Below are 21,200 nucleotides of genomic sequence, written 5' to 3'. Positions count from 1 at the left end.
CTGCAAAAATCAACTTACCTCGCAAGCTCAGCCGATCAACTGCAACACCACAGGGATACTGTGTCCGATCTGGACAGGAATTGTGATAGGCACAGTAGATAGAACAGGCAGCTGCTAAAAGAGATGATTCAGAAGTTGATGATTCAGAATCTATTGAGCCAGTATTCTGCAAATTTAGGTTAGTTCTTGATTTCGGCATAGATAAACTACTCCTACAGAGATGTTCGATAATGTTGGATAATGTTCAATTTTGCAGTTCAGACTCTTCAGGCAAAAGGTAAGGTCTGATTACATAACATACTTACGTTATGCATTCTCAGGTTGTACACTCTCAGGTTGTACCTTGAAAATCTGGCGTTGCTGAATTAGGGTATGAATTGCTCCCCTAGCCCCCCAATTCTGGGACGATGCAAGACATCAAATTTCACCTTCATACTTTGATTCAGCAACGCCGAAAATCTCATCTTTCTAGACCATCAGATTTACAATCAAGACAGCCTCATCTCTAGCGATTCACGTTGCCCTTGAAACCGGAGTACTGATGCATTGCAGTTTCTCAAAATCCCCCAGTAATAGCCATACAGCTTGAGAAAAGGGGACTATAGCTCTACGGGCATTCAGAACGGCACCCAGAACGGCATCCAGAACAGTGAGCTGAGCAAATCCCTTCGGAAGGTCTGTCCTTTCTAACCAAGCACACCTGTAGCTGCTGTGATTCTACCGCTGCCTCTATCATCTTCATCACCGCCAAAGGCAACCAAACAAGCCAGATTTTGGAGGAGCTTAGTGCTCAGCGCTAATGCTTCACGACAACGAAAAGCAGCAGAAGTCATAGTAAAACTCCAAGAAATCTTTTTTGCCAACATCTGAAGATAGCTCCTTTGTTTTTCAATTAACTGAAATTCAACTGTGAGGGCAGTAAACATCCTCTTGTAGACCAACTAGGTCGAACAAATCAGACAGCCTTACGAATGAGAAAAATGAGCAAACTTATCCATCTTTGGCAGGGCAAATCCTGTCTCTACTGCATTCATAATCTACAAAAGTGAGTTAGTTTCATACATGCAGTAATTCAAACTAATTGACCTTTACTGCAACAAACCAAGAAATACGCACACAACATTTGATCTACATAACTATTATCGAAGCATGAGCAGAAGTTTCCTGAACTAAGCTCATACAAGTGATGCTACATTTGCTAATTTAACAAGTATGTTGAGCACCTACTAAAACCATAATTGAATTGACAGGAGTTCAAGAAGGGGGTTCCAGCCCCCTATTTTAGAACTATTAAAAAGTGAATTTTGAGATTGTGCCATCTGAGGGTTTCCTACTATCTTCACAGCTGGGATTAAATCACTCTAATATCCGACTTTATCTGACTTTTCCACACTTTTTCGAGCCGACAAAGTCAGAGTAGCTATTTAAGCTAGAAATTGATCAACCAGATTCTTCACCTGCGACCAACACCGAAGTAGCGCGCTTGAATAATTAGCCAGATTGCACAGTGGCAGTCACTCGTTAGCAGGCAAGATAGCTGCCCTGAATTTACCCATTGATTGAAGTCATGATATTAGACAACCCACTCGTAAGGGGTAGTTCCAGCCCATCTACCAAGCGACTCTCAACCGCTAAACTTTGACTACTAAACTTTGACTACTAAACTTTGACCGCTAAACAATAACATCAGGTCGTACCCCAGCTACCGATTGCAAGACAACCGGCTTTCCGTTAGGGCGATGATAGCGATTTGCCCAAGTGCTGATCAGCTGATCTAGCTCTTCTAGGGCCTGATCAATCTGCTCGGTTGGAATGTTCAATTCCTCCAAAATACGAATGACTTGTGGCTGCCGGCTAGCCCAGCTTCTCATCAGGCTAAAATACTGCGCCGTATCTTCTACAGCAGTGTAAGCTCGTTCCTGATCATCTAGAGGGGCATAGAAAGTGCGCATTAGGGCAAAATAGGGCACTCCCCAGGAGGAATCAATTCGAGTTACGGTTCCAGAATGAATCAAGCGGCGCTTGATGTGGTCAGCCATGGCTTCACTCAGAGGCACTTGATGGTCAGACGGCAAATCCTCCTGAGAGCGGCTGTGCAGTAGCTCTAGCAAATCCATAAACTGGATACCGTTGATCAATTGGGCCGGCGGCAAATTGTCCGAGAGCTTTTCTTCCAGCTGTCGTTTATCTGCTGAAGTTAAATTGTTACCAGAAACACGAGACTGACCCGGCTGCCAAGGATGCAGTTCCAGCCATAGATAAGGAAACTGAATCAGGTAGCGTGGCTCGTGTGACCCCAACATCTTCAACAGCTTGCCTTCGCTGAGGGCACGCTCCACCTCTTCCACAATCACCTTCACCCGCTTCGGTTCGATGTGATGCAGTTGGCCGGTCAAGCGCAGATTCTGCCCTTCTTCAATGTAGGTGGTGTAGATTGCACATTTAGCAGCGGTGGCGGCGGCATCTAGGAAGGCCCCATGCCGGTGTCCGCTGGTGTGCATGGCACTGAAGGCAAGATGCAGCATGATCTGATCCAGCGCACTGGGACCAAAATGCTTAATTAATGCATGTTTAATGGTTGAGGAAACCGAAGGACAACCTACTGTAGAGTCTTGAGACCTTGAAGTAGAATTACCGGCATCACCCTCCTGATCAAACGACTCTTGAGATCGCTGAACAGCAGAATGATTTTGTCGAGCTTTGAATAGATCTTTGAGTTTTTCAACCATTAGTTCATTCCTAAATTCAGTAACAGCAAATTTACTAATTCACCAGATCAATTGGGTTGGGTACGAGCTAAGCAATCGAAGTGATCAGCCCCTATCAACGTCGATGGTTGAAGAAATGAGTCTAATGCTTGTCCTACCGCTAACAGAGCTATATAGCACCCTGCGAAGCATCTCAAAGCAGGGCATTTGCTGAAGTTAAAAGTTTTGCCACTCTATCGTAAACGTCCCGGTTTATCCGGTACAGTTCAGCCTCCAAATTGGCAACGCTCTGGTTTTTCAGCATAAATTTCAGTCACTTATCAACTGCAACTTCTCTCGTTCAAAATGAGATAGTGCATAGAACGCTTATAAAAAAATAAGTGAGTTATCAACACTCAAAGAAGGGGGCTGCAACCCCCTATTTCAGCAACTAGGCTAATACTGAAGCGGTGAATTAGATTTATTCCTAGCGTATTGACTAATGAAATGGCGATGCGACCCACCGGATAAAGTCAAAACAACTATAGAAACAGATACATCAACAGCAACAATATTTTTGTTTTATTTAATATTACAGGATTAGCTCTAGATTCTGCTAACCCGCCAGTTGAGTTAGCGTAGTGGAAAGAAAGGCAGCTATGCCACCGTAAATACAGAGCTATTAGTTAATGTCATTGACTACGATCACATAGAACCGATGAGATTAGCTACTCGATGGTGTGAATTACAGTTAAATCTTCAACTTCAGCCACACTTCTGACTCAAAAGATAGTCAACAATTCTCAGGGTTCTCTACTTCATAAAAAATTTATTAAATAGAAAACCTATCAGCCAAATTTGTGCAGTTCAACGGGTCAAATAACGAGTTAGCTAGACTATCGCTGCTTTCTTTTGCTTTTTAGAGACATAGCAGAAAAGCAAAAATAAACGAGCGAAACAACGATTTTACGTTCCTCAAGCAACAAATTATGAGTATTGCAGTTGTTGCCAGCCAAATTAAGTTGCTATACTCTAGGGAAAAGGAAGGCGACTATCGTTCGTTTTCGCAAAGATTCAAATCATTCAACCGCTTCAAGAGTTTTATAGATGTGACGTGAGACTGTTTGATTCTCAACGTTACTGACGCTGACTCTTTGATGAGCAGCCTACATTCACCCTCTGCTTTTCAGTCTTATAGACTTCATCCATATTCACCTGCAATTGATTCATTTGCGTAAGCAGCCATTATCTAACTGAATGGCTAACGATAGTACGCTTTTCGCTCTTCACTACACTTTAAGGAATCTATCATGGCACTATTTCATCACGGAGAAAACGGAGACCTCAGTGCAGTCGATGCCAGCAGCCTCTCTGGTAAAAATCCCTACCTAGGTGACATCATGCACCAATCGAAGGATACGTTGCTGCAAGGGCCTGACCTGGATAGCTCATTGGGATACGGCTTCGGCTCAGCAAAATCTAATGCTGAGCAAACAAACACCAACGTTCGTCAATCGACTTCTAGCTCTGGCTCTGGCTCTGCCGATTTACACAACCATGCCAAACCTGAGTCTACTGAGCAATCGCTGCATATTTCCCTGGATGCAGTTGAAGGAGCACGGTCGCTCAAATCCAAAAAAGTTCCACAGCGATCGCTGGCCGGAATGATGGGTAAGCGGGGCGATTTTCTCGATCCGGGAGCCGGCAAAAATACAGTGATTAGCGGAGTTGGCAACGACATCATCTTAGGTCGAGGTGGGGGAAACAACACCATCACCACCGGTCCTGGGAAAGATATTATTGTTCTGGGTAAGGAAACCACAAATCGCATCTTCGATTTTGATCCGGCCAAAGACCGACTGGCTGTATCTGGCGATCTCAAAATCAGCGATCTGATGATTGCTCAGGGGAAAAATCCCGGTAAGGGTGGCGTCGATCAGCCCCTCGACAGCGAAAACAACACGCTGATCATTGACAAAAACAACGGCCACATCTTGGCTGCCCTCACCTTTGTGAAGGCTGAGACGCTAAACGAAAAGAACTTTATGCGGATCAAACCCGAAGCACTGGATGGGTTGGCGAAGAAAAACTTCTTCAATCAGCTGAAGGCAAATGACTCCGGCCAACAGCTAACGGGCACCCGCGGGCGGGATAAGATGATTGGCGGCAAGGGAGACGATTTCCTTTATCTAGGTGATGACTCCTTTAGATTCGATCCAGCTACTGGATCGGGGCCTGGAGAGTTTCCCTTCCCCAACAACAGCCCTGGCACCAGCGAAATGAATCTTGACCTGAAAGGAGGCGTCCTGCGCGTTAGCGGCACCTACAAGGATTTTGAAGGCTTACCCCTGTTTAGTGATGGCGTTCAGGATGTCGCTCCAGATGCGGTCATTCCCAACGGAGCCGATCCCAAAGCCCTGATTGAAGGATTTTTGCAAGTTCCCAATGATGCTGAAGGCAACCCAATCAGCGGGTTCCACCTCCATTTCAGTCGAGAGAATTTTGCGGATGCAACGGTAGAGCGCTATTTTACCGTCCAAACCGCTGATGCTCAATCTGGACAAGTTTCGGCAGAATTTGAGTTGAGTCCCGAACTCCAGGCAGCCCTACTGGCGAAGAACCTGTATGGCAATTTACATTCCACCAAACATCCGGTTGGCGAGAATCGTATCGAGTTCAAAACAGTACGGTTTATATAGCCAGACTCAGCGAGGCTGATCCACACGGATCATTGCTAGCTGAAGACGATTAAAGAGGCATCGAGGGGGTGAAACCCCACAAAGGCAACTCGCCCCCTCCTGTCAATTCGCAATTCGAGTCATCATTCGTCATTCTGGAACTTATTGGAACTGAGTTGTTGCAAAATTTGACGAGATTTGATGTGCGGTTAGTTCTTAGAGAATTAGTGTGTAGGTCATCTTCAAGCAAAAAATTAGAACTAAATATAAAATTTAGGTTCTAATTAACTGCAACTGCTAAGATCGGAATAGATTTTTCTACAGTTCAATCTCTACATTACCTAGGAGTATAGCGATGCAATGGGTCAGCCTAGGATTAACCATAGCAGGTATGGGTGTTTTACTTGCTTCAACCCCGAACACCATTTCAAATCTAATCCAGTCACAGAATGATTGGTTGAGAATAGACGGCACTGTTATTTCTAGCGGCTCTGCTGGAAAACAGCCGTTGACGGAAGCAGAAAAAACTTGTTATCTAACAGTTCCATTTCCCTCCGACGCTGATGAACACCTAGCAAGCCTATCGTTCACCCAGCAATTTCCAGAAGCAGACCGAATTCCACTACCGTTTGATCTAACCAAAACTACCGCCTTCGTGGGTACGCCAAACGAGACAGTTCATCCAGTTGGTGTCAATGCTTTGCTAGATGAGGCACTCACCCTCTGGGTCGAATTTGATCCCTCCTTGGCTCCGGGAACAACCGTTACACTCGGCCTCCAACCAGAACTTAGCCCGTCCACTGAGGAACGTTATGACTTTGCCGTTACTGCTTATCTAGACACAGACAAGCCGGTTGCCCAATTTCTAGGCGAAACAACCTTGAAAATCAACTCGAACAACAACTTCTGCCAGTTTCTAGCACCACAGGAAGCAGATTAGAACTAAATAGATAGATGGATGGATCAATAGTGAATGGGTGCTATGAAAATACGGTAAGTGGCACTGCATTAGGTGAACAACAAATTCTGTTCGGCAAGCGTGTGATTCCACTCCGCAAACATAATTGACACAACGTGTTCCTCAAACAATCAAGCCCTAATAGTTACTAACTTCAAATCCGACTGAATGCTCTCAACGTTCTCAATGTAGAACTTTGGCATTGATCAATTCAGCAACGTCGAACTTTAGTGTTGTGCTGGTGCTACTTCCTCTGAAGAAGCTGCACCCACACGACCTTGCACTCAAATCTCCAGGGGGTTAACCATGATTGGGCAATTATTAACTGGACGATACCTGATTCTTAAGCAACTAGGCGCAGGTGGATTTAGCGAAACCTATCTGGCAGTTGACAAATATCTGTTAGACCAACCCACATGCGTCGTTAAACGTCTGAGCATGTCAGCAGGTAGCACCATTTCACCTGAAAAAGCACGGCAATTGTTTGAAACCGAAGCGCGGGTATTGAATCGCCTAGGACGACAGTATTCACAGATTCCCACCCTGTTTGCTTACTGCCATGAGCAAGACCAAGTTTACCAAGTGGAAGAATACATTAGGGGTGAAAATCTAGACAGTTGGTTTACCCAAGGTCACTGTTTATCACCAGACGCAGCCATTGATCTGTTGAGAAAGGCATTACCAATTCTAGACCACATCCACGGACATGATGTGATTCATCAGGATATCAAACCCAGCAATCTAATTCGCCAGGAAGATGGTGCCATTACTTTAATCGATTTTGGAGCGGCCTGTGATCTAGCTGAGATATACGAGAGTTGCGATCCTCAAGTCACTCAAATAATTGCAATTGGCACACCTGGATATATGCCTGAGGAACAGCAAATTGGGTATTCGCAGTTCAATAGCGATCTTTACGCCCTCGGTGTCTCAGTCATCCAGCTCTTGACTGGAGTTCGTCCGCAGCAGTTCCAAACTGATCCAGCCACTGGGGAGTTGGACTGGCAAATTTACCTGAGGCATCGGTCAATCGATCCAGGACTAGTTGCAATCCTCAATCAGATGGTGCGGAGGGATTACCGATTACGTTATCAAAGAGCATCGGAGGTAGCAGCCGCATTGGAGTCGTTGCCCTGGATAGAAAAATATTCATTGCGATCAAGCGAGACGCATGCTAAACCACAAAAGGCAATGCCGAAAAATATTTGGCAGAAAATCTGGAAGCCTGCACTAGTCTTGCTATCAGCTACCGCAATCGGTGGAGGCTATTGTCTCTCCCAAAGGGAGCATACGGAACTGCTGCTGCAAATCGGGCTTGCTAATTCGCAGCTCAAGGCATTACTACAGTCACTGTCTGATTTATCAGCAACAGAAAGGGTTGATCAAGCGCAAATTCCATCCAGCAATCAAGCAATAGTTGAAGCACAACCTGCTTATGATGATCAGCTCTGGATAGAATTGACTCGACTGGTGGAGAAAACGGCATCTGAGCCGATCACAGGGCCATAAAAGAGGGTTGCAGTGGCAAAGTTTTTATAACTCATATCTATATAGTTCCGGCTAAAAGTGATGTACATATGTACACAAAAGAACAGAGCTAAATGACAGCGATAGCGCAGTCAGCATATTTTTGTGGTGTAAAGGAATAAACACAAGTAATAACGTCGCTAAAACGCAAAGCGACCATACGAAATCGACCTGATTAGAATGGGTATCTCTATGTTACACAAAGTCTCAGAAAGAACAATGCATTGGATTCGGTGGACCTTAGTACTCGGATGGTTTCTGCTAATTTTCTCTTTGCTTTACGACCCGATTACTCCCTACTTCACCGATCCCAGCAATCTAGCTAGTCCATTTCGGCTGAAGCCAGAACTTAATTTTGATCCAGAACAGTGTGTCAAGATCCGGGAAGCCTGTATTATACAAGACCCCTATGCAATGGGTGCCCTGATTTGGTGGGCGATGATCGTTCCAGCCGGAATCTTTATCCTATTAGTGTTCGGCCATGAATTTTGGCGGCGAATTTGCCCACTATCTTTTTTATCTCAAATTCCTCGTGCTCTTGGTATTCAACGCCGCCGTTATGTGAGTGATCCTGTGACAGGGGAAGTGCGCTCTGAACTCGTCACAATTGGCGAACGATCCTGGTTAGGAAGGAATCACCTCTATGTTCAGGCGGTTCTGTTTATAATTGGTCTGGGGGTGCGCATTTTATTGATCAATTCGGATCGCGTAGCCCTATTCATTTTTCTAGTCTTCAGCATTTTTTGTGCCGTGCTAGTTGGCTATCTCTATGCTGGCAAAAGCTGGTGCAATTACTTTTGTCCGATGGCTCCTGTTCAGTCTGTTTATACGGGGCCGAGGGCACTATTCGGGAGCCAAGCTCATCTAGCACCAAAACCAGCCATTACCCAATCGATGTGCCGTACTGTAGATGCGGCTACGGGTTTAGAGCAAAGCGCCTGTGTCAGTTGCAAAATGCCTTGCATCGACATTGATGCCGAAAAAACCTACTGGGCAGAATTCAATAAACCGGGTCGCAGACTTGTCCAATACGGTTACCTTGGCATGGTGATTGCGTTCTACCTCTACTACTTTCTTTATGCTGGCAATTGGGATTACTACTTTACAGGACTATGGACGCACGAAGCTGAGCAAGTAGCCAACATTCTCGACATCGGCTTCTTCATCTACGGCCATGCTATCCCTATTCCCAAGTTAATTGCTGTATTCATCACCTTTGCTGTTCTAGTTACTATTACTTTCAGCCTGGGCATAATGCTAGAAAAGCTCTATCGACGTCACAGAATATGGCGCGGGTATGTGACTTCAGCACAGCAGGCGCAGCATGTAATCTTTACTCTATTTACCATTACCTCATTTTGGACATTCTTTGCCTACGGTGCCCGACCCTGGATTAATCGCATGCCACCTGCCTTTGTTCTTAGCGTTAATGCCGTGATTATTGCCGTAGGTGCAATGTGGATGTTCAGAACGTTTGGGCGGACCCACGCTCAGTACAATCGTGAAAGTATGGCAGTCAGTCTGCGCAAACAGTTGCAAAAACTGAACATTGACTCCGCATTGCTAGATGGGCGTTCCTTAGAAGAGTTATCGGCTGATGAAGTTTACACTCTAGTTAAAGTGTTGCCAGAATTTAGCCAAAAAGTGCGGCTAGAAGTCTATGCGGGCATTGTGCAGGACATATTGGAACAAAATCTGACCGATGTTTCAGGTAGCCTCGACTTCTGTAGAAAACTGCGCCAGGAGTTACAGGTCAAGGAAGCTGACCACTTCACAGCCATTGAAGCAATTGCAGCATCTCATCCAGAAGTTTTAATTTCGGCCTATGCCCGGCAATCACCCGCTCAAGTTCATAATGCCAAGACGCTAGCCATTACAGCAGCCAAACAGGTCGATGCCCAAGTTTCTCACCCGACCACAGCCCATTCCAAGCCATCGCCAAACTCGCGGAAACGGCGCAATTAAACCACAACTGAACAAAGAGCCGACGGTATATCCCACAAGATGCTTTCATTGGAGGAGCAAACCACCATGCTGAAAATCCGCTCAGTCAACTTTGAACAGAAGGACTTCCAGATCCACACTTTAGACCAGTGCTATCTTGGACAAGTAGAATGGATTATTGGACGTAATATCACATCTGATCTGGTTTTGGTTAACCCTGAAGTCAGCCGTTTACACGGCAGGATATCCTACCAGGACGATATCTATTACTTCGCAGATATGGGTAGCACATGCGGTTCTATACTCAATGGTGAGAAAGTTGCTGTAGATGAGAAGTATCCGCTGAAGCTAGGTGATCTGTTACAGATTGGAGATGTATTTCTCCATATCGAAGAGTTATCGCCTCCGTTTCTCGCACCTGCTGAGCTAGAGCCAGTGCCTCAAATTATTGTGCTGCCACAGGAACACTATTGGACCAGTGAAGATCTGACTGTGCGCTGCTGCCGGATTGTTGATGAAACGCCAGATATTAAATCTTTCTACTTTCTGGCAGACCCACCAATTCTGTTTGATTACAAGCCTGGGCAATTTGTCAATTTAGAAGCCAAAATCAACGGCAAGGCCGTCATTCGTTCTTACTCCATTTCCACTTCCCCAACTCGGCCCTATTACTTAGGACTAACAGTCAAGCGAGTTTCCCATCCAACCGAACGACCTGATTTACCAGTTGGGTTTGTTTCTAATTGGCTCCATGACTCCTTTGGGGTGGGGGATTCGCTCAAGCTAATTGGTGGAGCAACCGGTCAATTCACCTGCTTTCCAGAACTACACCCTAAACTGCTGTTGATTTCGGGTGGCAGCGGCATTGCTCCTATGATGTCGATGGCGAGATGGATTCATGATGCAATGGTAGACTGCGACGTTGTGTTTCTGTACAGCGCCCAGACCCCAGAAAACATTCCGTTTCGGGCAGAACTAGAGACAATGGCGGCCCAAATGCCGAATTTTCATCTGGCAGTCACCATCACTCGTCCTAATAACCGCAATCCCTGGATGGGCTTAACAGGACGAATCTCAAAAGCAATGCTGCATTTGGTTGTGCCTGATCTGCTAGAGCGATTTGTCTATGTTTGCGGCTCAGAACCATTCACCCAAAATATCAAAAGGATTCTAGAATCTATCAACTTCCCTATGAAAAACTATCGGGAAGAAAGCTTCGGTGGTGGATTGTTAAGCCCAGAGGCCAGTAAAGTTAGCACAGGTGGCTCCAAAGATAAAGCGCTAGAGAAGTTCACCATGATGCCTCCTCAAGCAGTTGATAATTCCACTGTACATTTCTCACAGTCAAACAAAAAGGTGGCAATAGACGGTCATACTTCAATTCTGGAACTAGCAGAACAAGTCGGAGTTGATATTCGCCACCATTGTCGGATGGGAGCCTGTGGCGTTTGCAAAGTGTTCACCTGCAAAGGCGGGGTTCGATATGACTTACAGCCTACAGCCCTTTCCCAAGCGGATCAAGAAGCGGGTTATGCTTTGGCGTGTATTGCTTGCCCCGTAGAAGGTTTGACCGTTGAAGCATAAGCAATTCAGCAGAGGGAGAGGGGAACAGGAGATCCGTTCCCGCTCCTTTTGGGCTGCTGTGTATACACAAGTTTTCCCAGTTCCCTTTCCTGGGGTTGCGATACTTCAGTCAGGGGTTGTGTGTACACCGTAGTTCATTTGGGAAGAGGGCTGGGGTGAGGGCGGTAATGCCACTCTTCTTCCGCAATCACCCCAATCGAAAATTAATTAGAACCAAAATTCTTTCAAAATGGTTCCAATTATTTGGATTATGTAGTAAGATAGAGCTATGCAATAGAGATGGAACCGGTAAAAGCTGAGAGAACTTTAGAAATACGCTGCACAAAGATACAACAACAGTCTTTCTACCGACTTTCTCGCGCGCTCTAGACAATCTTGACTATGTTTCCAATATCATCTTGTTGCGAGAGCTTAGCTAGGAACCCCCAGACTCATACTATTCACCTGAGAATATGTCAGACGATCGAGCTAAAGTTTATTCATGGTGCAAAAGCAATGTACACCAACTCACAAAACTCCCCAAAGCAGAATCCTCAAAAACAAATTAAACAAGAACTACGGCAAAGAATCCAGGCTGCACTACAATCTGCAAAAGAGCTACCTCCTGAAGCGTGTTTCAATCTGATCAAAGCAGAGCTTTCAGCTCTACAGCGTCGCTGTCAGCAGGTAGGAAAGGTATTCATAGTCGTTGAAGAAACAATTACATGCGATCAATATGATCTAGGAGGCAACCATGAAGATATGGCAACTCTGTTTCGAGGACCCGATGAAAATGCGTCTGTTGCAATTTGCGTTACTGATCAAGGTTCCTTAGCCTATCGGAATAGTACTCCTTGGATGACTTACAAAAATCAAGGCGATATTTGTCCCACAGACGGAGCTAACAAAGAGTTACCTGTCGAATCACCTATCTATTCATCTATAAGAACTTTTACAAAAATGGGGGTGTAGGGGGCTGCACCCTCAGATGGGGGAGAAATCCCCCACCCCTCAATTCTGTTTCAGCCAACAATGTTTGGAGAAATCCTAATGGCTAAACTTCACTATCACTGGCATAGACTAACCGAGTGGCCGAACGCTGTTCAAACAGCAGATACTCTTCCATCACGCTCCAGAAAAATGCCCGTAAGGTTTTCCGCCTCGCCTCCTCTGGAATACTGTAGTTAAACGAAGAATCACAGGGTTTCAGCTTTGCTAAATGATTTTCGCAACCACAGCCATGTTCAATAAAATATCCATGACGACTAGACACGCTATCAATCAATCGACGCAGCATCGAAACGTAGCCGCCGTGCAAAATTGCATCAAACTGTCTGGCTACCGCTAAATCCTGTTCGCTAAACCGGAACGAACGCACTTCGAACAGATCTTCTCGCTGTAAAGGATGCAGAAATGTCCAATAGAATGTAGCAGGCACATCATAGCCTAACTGCTCGAACAAATCACTAACTATGTCAACGAGTGCCGTTCGCTCAGAATGCTGGTGGTGCGATTCAACCTGGCTGCGAATCATCGCAAGATCTGGATAGCTTTCCGGCAGAAATGCCTCTCCGTAATGCTGAACAGCTTCCCATGCTAGCTGCCCATTTCCTTCCCGATAAGCCTTTGCCAGATGGCGAGTATTAGAACGTTCTAGAAACAGGATATGCCCATGCAAATTTTTTGCCAAAAACACTTGCGCCATTGCTGTGTAAACCTGGGGTTCACTCATCCAAGTTCCTGTGGCGATACGCTGCCAACTCTCCGGCATCTGTTGCAAAGGAACGGCTGGTTCACCTTTGATCGTGGTCAGCGTAGCACCAGAAACATTTTCTACTGTTTGCATTAGAGAATCAACTCCTTACGGATGACGACCTAAGACGATGACTTCTCCAGATCCATCGTTTTGAACTGAAAAAGTCGAGATTTGCCCTTATCAGACTATAGGAAGCGGAAAGATTTCAACATCATGGAAACTTCAGAGATTTTTTTGATTTGCTCACTTTTTTATACCGATTTACATCCTGTCTAACTAGCGAGAGTAATCAGAAGCTGTTTGAAAAGTCCCTACATCCCCCATCCTGAGAGGCTTTCTCGAACCGTCGCTGTTTCAAGTTCCCCACCGGTGGGGAATAGAGGGAGCCGGGAGGAAACGAAACTCTTAAACAATCATTCCTGATTCAGCAACGCCTCAATGTATATGTCGTCTAAATTTACAGATGCGAATTGTTAGAAAAATTAGCTGTTTTTGAGTTGTAAATGTATTGCCAGTCATTCAGCCGTATCAGGGAGACTCACAATGGATAATAGTTGCTTAAGAATTGGTGAACAATTGCTCTGTGGTGATCAAATTATTGCAGCTTTAGTTGAATACAAGCTGTTTGATCTGTTGATCGGTCAGGTAATTCTCGATCAATTTCTCGATGAGGTTTCTCTAACAGAGCAAGAGGTTTACACTGCCCTAGTCGGCGAAAACGACGTGCCTATACCAGAGGATTTTGCAGAATTTTTAGTTCAGTGGTGTGAACAAAACCATGTAACTTGGGACTATTTAGATAGAGTGATTATTCGAGATTTACGAGTCGAAAAGTTTAAGTACCTCTATTTCGACCGGCGAGTCGAGACAGAATTTCTTCAGACCAAGCTGGAGCTTGATCAAGTTGAATATTCCCGCATTCAGGTCAGCGATTTTTTTCTGGCTCAAGAGCTATATTTTCAAATTCGAGATGACGGAAGGGAGTTTGCCCAACTTGCCCGTGAGTATTCTCTAGGCAATGAACGCTATACAGAAGGTTGGGCCGGACCGGTATCCTTGGCCGATCTGCCGTTTAAGGTAGCAAACTTCTTTAAAGTTGGTCAGATTGGAGCCGTGTATGGTCCAATTCCCGTCGATGGTTTGTTTTGGGTAGTCCGACTGGAGCGAATCACTCCGGCCCGTCTAACTGAAACAACTCGTCAACGGCTCATCGAACGCTTGTACCATCGATGGCTGCAATCCCATGTTAAGGAGCTAATTGCCCAACCGGGAGCAATCGCACTTGAAGACTTTCATGCAGTTGTATCAATTCTGGAATGAGGTAATCACACAGGCAGCAGATCAATAGAGCAAACAGAGACTTAGAACCATTAACGCCGATCCGGCTAGAATCAATACCTCACTATGGGATACTCATTCCAAGAACATCATTCGCTACATTCATTAAGAATAGTTAGCAATTATACAAAAATAGACTCTCAGATTTACTCAATGTTTACCCAGGTTCATATACCTGACTTCAGTAACTCTATCTCCACCCGCCGCCAGCTCTAGCTGTAAAAAATGTTACCAGTATATTGAGAGGAACGCGCCGAGTTTACGCAGCAGACAAAACAGTAGATGAAGCTGAGATGGAATCAGCAACAAGATTTAGTAAAGCTAGCTCCACTTACTTCATTCTCCTAGTAGGATTACAGTGATCATTCATTAAAAGAATGTTCCAATCTATATTCCTAGTTCAAATTCCTTTACTGAATCGGGTGACGATTGAGATAAGGAATTGCGCGGTGCATCCATCTCTAGATTCGGACGATTTAGAAAAAGAGAAAGGAGCCTATCATCGCATGTTGGATAGTTCAAATTGTTCGATTTTTGCCATCATTATGCCTTCTCGATTGCTCAACCTATTGGTTCTAGCAATTGCAGCTTGCTGCGCGGCGGGTGGCGACGAAGATGATGAACGCGGCAGCGGTAGAATAACAGCCTGCTATCAATTTAGTTAGCTGTTGTTCCAATCGCCTATTCTGCCAGCTGTAGGGGTAGATTTTGTCGTAATATCGGCTGCAAGCAAATCACAGTTCTGCTGAATCTGCCCCTACTGCAGATGGGGAGTTTATCAAAGCGCTTCACCGTTTCGTTGCTCTAGTGGCAAGCTCAGTACTTTTACTCAAACTGTCAACTAGCTCGCTACTTCGGAGGGCATAGGCAACGATGTATTAGTAATCATTCTGTTTTACGGGATTTAACCGAAGACAGCAAAACCCCAAAGTGAGATATTTGAAAGGCTTATAGCGTCAGTTCAGCTTCGATCAGCAACTATCACGTGGGCTACCGTATCTATTGTCACGTCTGTCATTAGCTATAGCTGTACCATTGCCTATCGCCATTGTTCCCGTGGATGGGCAGGCTGGAATGGAATTCATGGAGCTGCGTGGTGCAAGTTCAGTGCTATGAAGCGAAAACGGGCGAGCAGATTATTGATCCACTGATTCCTAGTGTTTCATGTCTTCTAACTCCGACATCTCCCAGTTTGTTGTTAGTGACTTAAGTTCTTGCCCCATAAGCTCTATTCTCTTGGCAATAGAGCAAGCTGGTGTCGGGATTGCCTACTGGGATTTACAGAATCAAATTGTCTATTTCTCTGGCAGCTTGGGCGCATGGTGCGGGTACAAAGAATCCAAGCCTTTCCTCTATGAGGATTTTTTAGCGCAGATTCATCCTCACGATCGACTTGAGCTTTACAAACTCATTGAGCAGGTTAAACGCACTTCAACACCTGGTCAGGTTGAGTATCGGATCATGCCCCTCCAAGAGCAGCAGCTACGATCTTGCTTTAACCCATGCCTAATAGAAGGGCAATTAACTCATTTGATTGAAATTGTTTTCAACTTGTCGAATTTTCAACCCAAGCCAAAAGGAGACGAAGTCCCCGATTTGATTTCACTGCGAGCAGCCATCTCTACTATCACTAGTGCATTAGTTTACCGCTATCCGTTGGCCTTTATTTACACAACGGTGTCAGAATTTTTGACCTGTATTTTGCAAGCTGACTGCGTTCATATTTATCAATATGAAGTCACTCAACAGATTTGGCGCAATATCTACGATTACCGTCAGCGTCCGGATCTGCCATCTGCCATTGGAGTAGAGTTTGCAAATCAGAACAATTGTATTTCTAATGCCCTCCGCCAAGCTCAGCCTCTCCAATTCAACAGTCAAGACTTTCAGGGCACTGATCCAGAACCGGAGTTTATCGCTCAATTTTTTGGATTATGGATGGTTTTGCCAATTCAAATCAACAATCACTTTTGGGGCAGCCTCCTAATTATTCGCTGTGATACTGCCACATTATGGACCGAGCAAGAATTTAATCAAGCGATCATTTTGGGGGATTATATCTCTCTGGCAATCGCGGCCCAATCTTAGTCCTGCTAAGCATCAGTTCATCTTGCACTTCAGTTCATTACAATTGATGCTGATGCTGCTACCTCAGTAGGAAATAAGAGCAGATCAGCTTATAATATTTCAAGATCCTTTGATTGCTTCAGATGATTATTAGTATAGAGCACGAACACAGGCAGGTGCTATTTAATACTTCAATTGTAGATTTTGTAATTATGATGATTAAAACCAGCTATGTGAATCACAGATGAATGAAATACGAAGCAAATTGACTGCTCTGAGAAGCTGTTTGAAAAGCTTCCTATATCCTCCATTCTGGAGGACTTTCCTAAACTGTCGCTGTTCAAAGTTCCCTACTGCTGGGGGATTATAGCCCTGCGGGCATCAGAAAAGGGGGTGGTTCCAGACGACAAGATCCTGTTCAAACAGCTTCTGGTAGAAAAGAGGACATTGAGTTGGAAATCTGCTCTTTCAAACCGACAACAGTCGTCAACTATCTATAGTTAGGTAGCTTAAATCAAGCCTTTCTCAACTTCTATGATGTCTGCAAATGTCTCACTGACAATGAGCCTCTTGCTCACACTCTATCTGATATTTATTGAACTAGATTACTTACTAGCTAACCGCCACTAGAGCCTTTTATTTATATCTAATATCAGTGTGTATTAAATTACCCATCAATGAAAATGTCATCTAGTTAAGGGTGCTGCTGATAATATTCTATGACACTAGATAAGTTGAATTTGAACCATTGCTCAATCCAATGTATGGGATTGCTTGATGAAGCTAGCAAACTACCAGTCAATGAGCAAATTTCTTTCATTTGTCAGCTAATCGCTAAGCTTGAAACATCTCAAATTCAGACGCTTTTAGAATTCAGCCAACAGGAGCTTGCTGCCCGTCAAGAACATTCTCCAACACCTGCGGTTCGCCAAACTACCCTATTGCTCAAAAAAGATTACAGCTATCAAAAACGAGGGTTAAACCAACCCACGCAGTACTACGTTTACCTGAGACGGCGCAAGCCCAAACTCGATCGGTACATTGGTACTTTGTTTTACATCGATCAAGGCGCAGCTCTTTCCTATTACCCAGATGCCGACGGGCGAATTGTGTTCACCGCACCCCATAATCTGTTTGTGCTCACAGATGTGACAAATCCTTCGCTGCATCAGGCTGTGAGACTAGTTTGTTTAGAACCACCGCCGCCAGACTATACCTTCACCAAACAACAGGATGACACTCCAGCGATTCAACTGCGATTGGAGTATCTTGATCCCGAATCCTATCAATTGCTATCAGAAGAGATTTATCCCTTCCCATTCTGTATGTATGGAGGCGGTCCGCTCGATCGCTATCGCTGGAATGTTTCACCGCTAATTCTACCGTCTAGTCATACCGCTCGCCCAACAGCCGACGAAACTTTATAACCAACTTCACCCGGAATCAAGCGCTGAATCAAAGCCTCTATTATAAAGAATCAGGCTGCATGACAGCCGAGTTCACCGTCAGGCAATCCAGTTTCTATCTAGGATATTTGAAGATTCAGTTAATCTTGCCATCAACCATTGCCAGATCTGAATCGAACACAAGATTATGGATTGAGTGTTTTGCTGTTATGACTACGTTTCCATCTCAGCTGTCTCGAAGAAGGGACTCCATAAAGATCGAAGTCAGGATTCCCATGCAGGATTTAAGTAGGGTGCAGATTAAGTTCTGAGTATCTACCGCTTCAAACAGGGTTTGCAATTATCTGCCGCTCTAGGGTTCGAGTCTCAAATCCTGTACCAACTATCGTTGGGGTAAAACCTGCGGCTATTCCTATCTAGTGCACCTGCGCACGCCGAAAATAACCAGGATTCACCCTACGGAGATCTACAGTTATTCGTAGAGCAACCCCTTCGTATCCACCATCGCTAGATCACCATGTGAGGAGTTCTAGCCTAAATTCAGCATCAAATCAAAGTCTATTGCCTGCTAGTTTTGAGGCGAGAAGAGTGACCGCTTTGAGACATATCGAATTCTTGAAAAATCTTGAGCAGCTTCGGTTCACCGGCCAGTTGGTGCAGACTGATGCCGCAGGACAGCGTTGGAATTTCTATTTCTGTCAAGGTCGTCTTCTATACGCAACAGGCGGCCCACATCCTGTGCGACGATGGCGACGAAACTTGCTGACGTTTTGCCCTCGGATTCCAACCTATCGGCTAGCTTGGCAAGCTGACCTAGCTAAAGTTGATCCGACTAAACATGAATTTAGCTGGGAGTATGCCCTATTAAACCTGTGGGTGACGCAGCAGCGAATCAAGCTAGAACAGGCCGAAAAGTTCATTGATGCGGCTATCACCGAAGTCATATTTGATGTGATGCAGGCTACAGAGGTAACAGAAAAAATTCAGTATAGTAAAACGTTCTCACCCCTATTCCAGCCAATTGAAGTAGACATGGCCGTTGGCAAGGCTGACTTGTGGCAACAACGATGGCACCAAGCCGGTTTAGAAGGCTATTCCCCAAATCAAGCTCCGATCATCAAGCAGCCCGATCAACTACGGCAGTTAGGATCAGCCCAACTATATCAAACCCTAATCCATTTGCTCGATGGCCAGCGGACTTTAAGAGATGTGGCTGTAGAAATGCGACGAGATGTAGTAGAGATCACATCAGCCTTGCAGCACTTTAATCAGATGGGTCTCGTAGAATTCACAAGTATTGCTGACTTGCCCGGTCTCGTATTTCAGCGGGAGCCGCCCAGAGCCTCACAGATTATGGTCACACCGACCTCAGCATTGATTGCCTGCGTAGACGATAGCTCAACGGTGCGCAACATGATGGAGCAATTGCTGATTACATCGGGGTATCAGTTTTTGGGGGTAGAAGATCCGCTGCGGGCAATTGGAATTTTGCTGGCTCGTAAACCAGATTTGATTTTTTTAGATTTGATAATGCCAAACGTGAATGGATATGAAATCTGTGAGAAGTTACGCAAGATTTCCTGTTTCCGTAAAACGCCAATTGTGATTTTGACTGGAAGCGATGGTTACGCCAATCGGCTGCGATCAAACTTTGTGGGGGCCTCCGACTTTCTTAGCAAACCACTCAACGCTGAGGCGGTGCTGGGGGTTATTCATAAACACCTACAACCTGCTTCTGATCTTTCTTCGGTGCAGTTGTAGAAATTGGGTGGATGGGTGGATGAGGTAGGGAGCAAGGGTTACTATGAAATACATGAAAAATTTATCAAGTGGGAGAATACTACTTTGGCGAACATTCGTCATGCGTCATTGAACTACTAGTCATTTGCCATTTGTAATCAGGTGAACAACCAATTTACTGCTAACGACCAATGGCTAAGTAGGTCAATCTGATTAAACGGTAGATGCAGTAGGGGCGAGATGCCCGCACCAAGCAGACGCTGACACTACGGATCTGCAAATTGATGTGTTGATCGAGTTAATGGCCTAATAATCAACGACAGTAGCGATTTTCAAGTTCATTTTCTAACCTGCTGCTTAGATACGAGGGAATAACTATGGGTACCGCACTTGTTGTAGAAGATTCAACCACAGATATGCATATTCTCATGAGCTGTTTACAGCAGAGTGGCATCACCGTTTCAATGGCTCAGTCCGGAGAAGAAGCAATGGATGCGGTTGCCAAACAGAAACCTGACGTAATTATTCTCGACATTGTTTTACCAGGCTGTAGCGGATTTGAAGTCTGCCGAGAGTTGAAGGCAAACGAGGCGACCAGCGATATTCCAATTGTGATGTGTTCAACCAAAGGGGGTGATATGGATAAATACTGGGGCATGAAGCAGGGGGCTGATGCCTATCTAGCTAAGCCTATTGACCAAGAAGAATTTGTGCGCACAGTAAAACAATTGATCAAACATTGATCAAACATTGATGGAAATTGATGGAAATTAATTAAGCCCATGTCTGAGTTTTCGCCCCTTTCCAGCCCACATCGATCTGACTCACGAGGATCTACGGTTGATTCACCAACCGGCCATAGCGCCGAACAGTTCTTACAGTTGCGGCTAGCCGCAACTACCAGGGTTCTTCTGCCAATTCAGCAGCTAATAGAAGTGCTGACCGTCTCTGAAGGGCAAATCATTCCCATTCCTCACATGCCTGCTTGGGTCATGGGCGTTTACAACTGGAGAGGGGAAATTTTGTGGATGATTGATCTAGGGCATCTGTGCGGACTAGCTCCTTGGTATCAGCAATCGGTTAGCCGGTCAATGCACTCGGCAGTTGTTTTGAACATCACTGAGCATTCAACCACTGCTCCTGCTAGAAGCAACATCCTTGGCCTTGTGGTTAGCCAAGTAGAAGATATTGAATGGTGCCAACTGGACGCGATTCAAGCTTTATCACAAACGCCAATTTCACCTGAGTTAGCGCAATTGGCAGCAGGATACTGGCAGCGAACTGAAAATGACAGCTTTGTCATCCTAGACGGTAAAGCCATTTTGGACCAGATGCCTCAATAAACAAAGCGATTAGAGTGATTTCCTCACAGTAAACGTGATCGATATTGGCAAGTCAACCCCTCATCCAAATCAGTGAATCGTGCAGCTATACCAACTTTCTCAGAAATAAATACAGATTAAATCCCACAAATCAGCACAATCCATAGACTCCACAATTACGAATTACCGGATATAAATTACGAATTGTGCCTCA

The 21,200-nt window shown here is 45.0% G+C and carries 16 protein-coding genes; 13 read left to right on the top strand and 3 right to left on the bottom strand.

What is annotated here, in order from left to right:
- Positions 1–686 precede the first annotated feature (686 nt).
- Positions 687–926, bottom strand: a complete 240-nt coding sequence (locus HJG54_RS32000; RefSeq protein ID WP_316435835.1) for a hypothetical protein — start codon at positions 924–926, stop codon at positions 687–689.
- 747 nt (positions 927–1,673) lie between these two features.
- Positions 1,674–2,729 carry a heterocyst differentiation control protein gene (gene hetR, locus HJG54_RS31995; RefSeq protein WP_316435833.1) on the bottom strand — a complete coding sequence of 352 codons (1,056 nt, stop codon included), beginning with the start codon at positions 2,727–2,729 and terminating at the stop codon, positions 1,674–1,676.
- 1,268 nt (positions 2,730–3,997) lie between these two features.
- On the opposite strand from hetR, the gene HJG54_RS31990 reads away from it, so the two are divergent.
- From HJG54_RS31990 to HJG54_RS31965, 6 genes are all read left to right on the top strand, one after another.
- Positions 3,998–5,386, top strand: coding sequence for a CHRD domain-containing protein (locus tag HJG54_RS31990; protein WP_316435831.1), 1,389 nt, complete (start codon positions 3,998–4,000; stop codon positions 5,384–5,386).
- A 334-nt stretch (positions 5,387–5,720) separates the two neighbouring features.
- On the top strand, positions 5,721–6,305 hold the full coding sequence (locus HJG54_RS31985; protein WP_316435829.1) for a DUF2808 domain-containing protein: 585 nt from the start codon (positions 5,721–5,723) through the stop codon (positions 6,303–6,305).
- Between the two features lie 324 nt (positions 6,306–6,629).
- Positions 6,630–7,832, top strand: coding sequence for a serine/threonine-protein kinase (locus HJG54_RS31980; protein WP_316435827.1), 1,203 nt, complete (start codon positions 6,630–6,632; stop codon positions 7,830–7,832).
- 237 nt (positions 7,833–8,069) lie between these two features.
- A complete protein-coding gene (locus HJG54_RS31975) occupies positions 8,070–9,815 on the top strand; it encodes a hypothetical protein (RefSeq protein ID WP_316435826.1) in 1,746 nt (581 codons plus the stop codon).
- Positions 9,816–9,881: 66 nt separating this feature from the next.
- On the top strand, positions 9,882–11,378 hold the full coding sequence (locus HJG54_RS31970; protein ID WP_316435823.1) for an FHA domain-containing protein: 1,497 nt from the start codon (positions 9,882–9,884) through the stop codon (positions 11,376–11,378).
- Between the two features lie 495 nt (positions 11,379–11,873).
- Entirely contained in the window at positions 11,874–12,329 is a 456-nt protein-coding gene (locus HJG54_RS31965) for a hypothetical protein (protein ID WP_316435821.1), read from the top strand.
- Positions 12,330–12,411: 82 nt separating this feature from the next.
- Here the strand turns inward: HJG54_RS31965 and HJG54_RS31960 are convergent, their stop codons facing one another.
- Positions 12,412–13,203: a hypothetical protein gene (locus HJG54_RS31960; protein WP_316435819.1), complete on the bottom strand. Its 792-nt coding sequence runs from the start codon at positions 13,201–13,203 to the stop codon at positions 12,412–12,414.
- A 453-nt stretch (positions 13,204–13,656) separates the two neighbouring features.
- Here HJG54_RS31960 and HJG54_RS31955 point away from each other — a divergent pair, with 453 nt between their 5' ends.
- The 7 genes from HJG54_RS31955 (at position 13,657) to HJG54_RS31925 (ending at position 21,007) form a co-directional block, all read left to right on the top strand.
- On the top strand, positions 13,657–14,433 hold the full coding sequence (locus HJG54_RS31955) for a peptidylprolyl isomerase (protein WP_316435816.1): 777 nt from the start codon (positions 13,657–13,659) through the stop codon (positions 14,431–14,433).
- A gap of 467 nt (positions 14,434–14,900) precedes the next feature.
- Positions 14,901–15,116: a hypothetical protein gene (locus HJG54_RS31950; RefSeq protein ID WP_316435814.1), complete on the top strand. Its 216-nt coding sequence runs from the start codon at positions 14,901–14,903 to the stop codon at positions 15,114–15,116.
- A 571-nt stretch (positions 15,117–15,687) separates the two neighbouring features.
- Positions 15,688–16,539 carry a GAF domain-containing protein gene (locus HJG54_RS31945; protein ID WP_316435812.1) on the top strand — a complete coding sequence of 284 codons (852 nt, stop codon included), beginning with the start codon at positions 15,688–15,690 and terminating at the stop codon, positions 16,537–16,539.
- A gap of 743 nt (positions 16,540–17,282) precedes the next feature.
- Positions 17,283–17,945 carry a hypothetical protein gene (locus tag HJG54_RS31940; RefSeq protein WP_316435811.1) on the top strand — a complete coding sequence of 221 codons (663 nt, stop codon included), beginning with the start codon at positions 17,283–17,285 and terminating at the stop codon, positions 17,943–17,945.
- Positions 17,946–18,521: 576 nt separating this feature from the next.
- A complete protein-coding gene (locus HJG54_RS31935; RefSeq protein ID WP_316435810.1) occupies positions 18,522–19,685 on the top strand; it encodes a response regulator in 1,164 nt (387 codons plus the stop codon).
- 356 nt (positions 19,686–20,041) lie between these two features.
- Positions 20,042–20,407, top strand: a complete 366-nt coding sequence (locus HJG54_RS31930) for a response regulator transcription factor (protein WP_036011215.1) — start codon at positions 20,042–20,044, stop codon at positions 20,405–20,407.
- 39 nt (positions 20,408–20,446) lie between these two features.
- Complete coding sequence (locus HJG54_RS31925) at positions 20,447–21,007, top strand: chemotaxis protein CheW (RefSeq protein ID WP_316435808.1); 561 nt, start codon at positions 20,447–20,449, stop codon at positions 21,005–21,007.
- The last annotated feature ends 193 nt before the right edge of the window (positions 21,008–21,200 follow it).

The organism is Leptolyngbya sp. NK1-12 (genome assembly GCF_032598965.1).
Taxonomy (GTDB): Bacteria; Cyanobacteriota; Cyanobacteriia; order Elainellales; family Elainellaceae; genus Elainella.
This window is presented reverse-complemented; position numbering and strand designations above follow the sequence as displayed.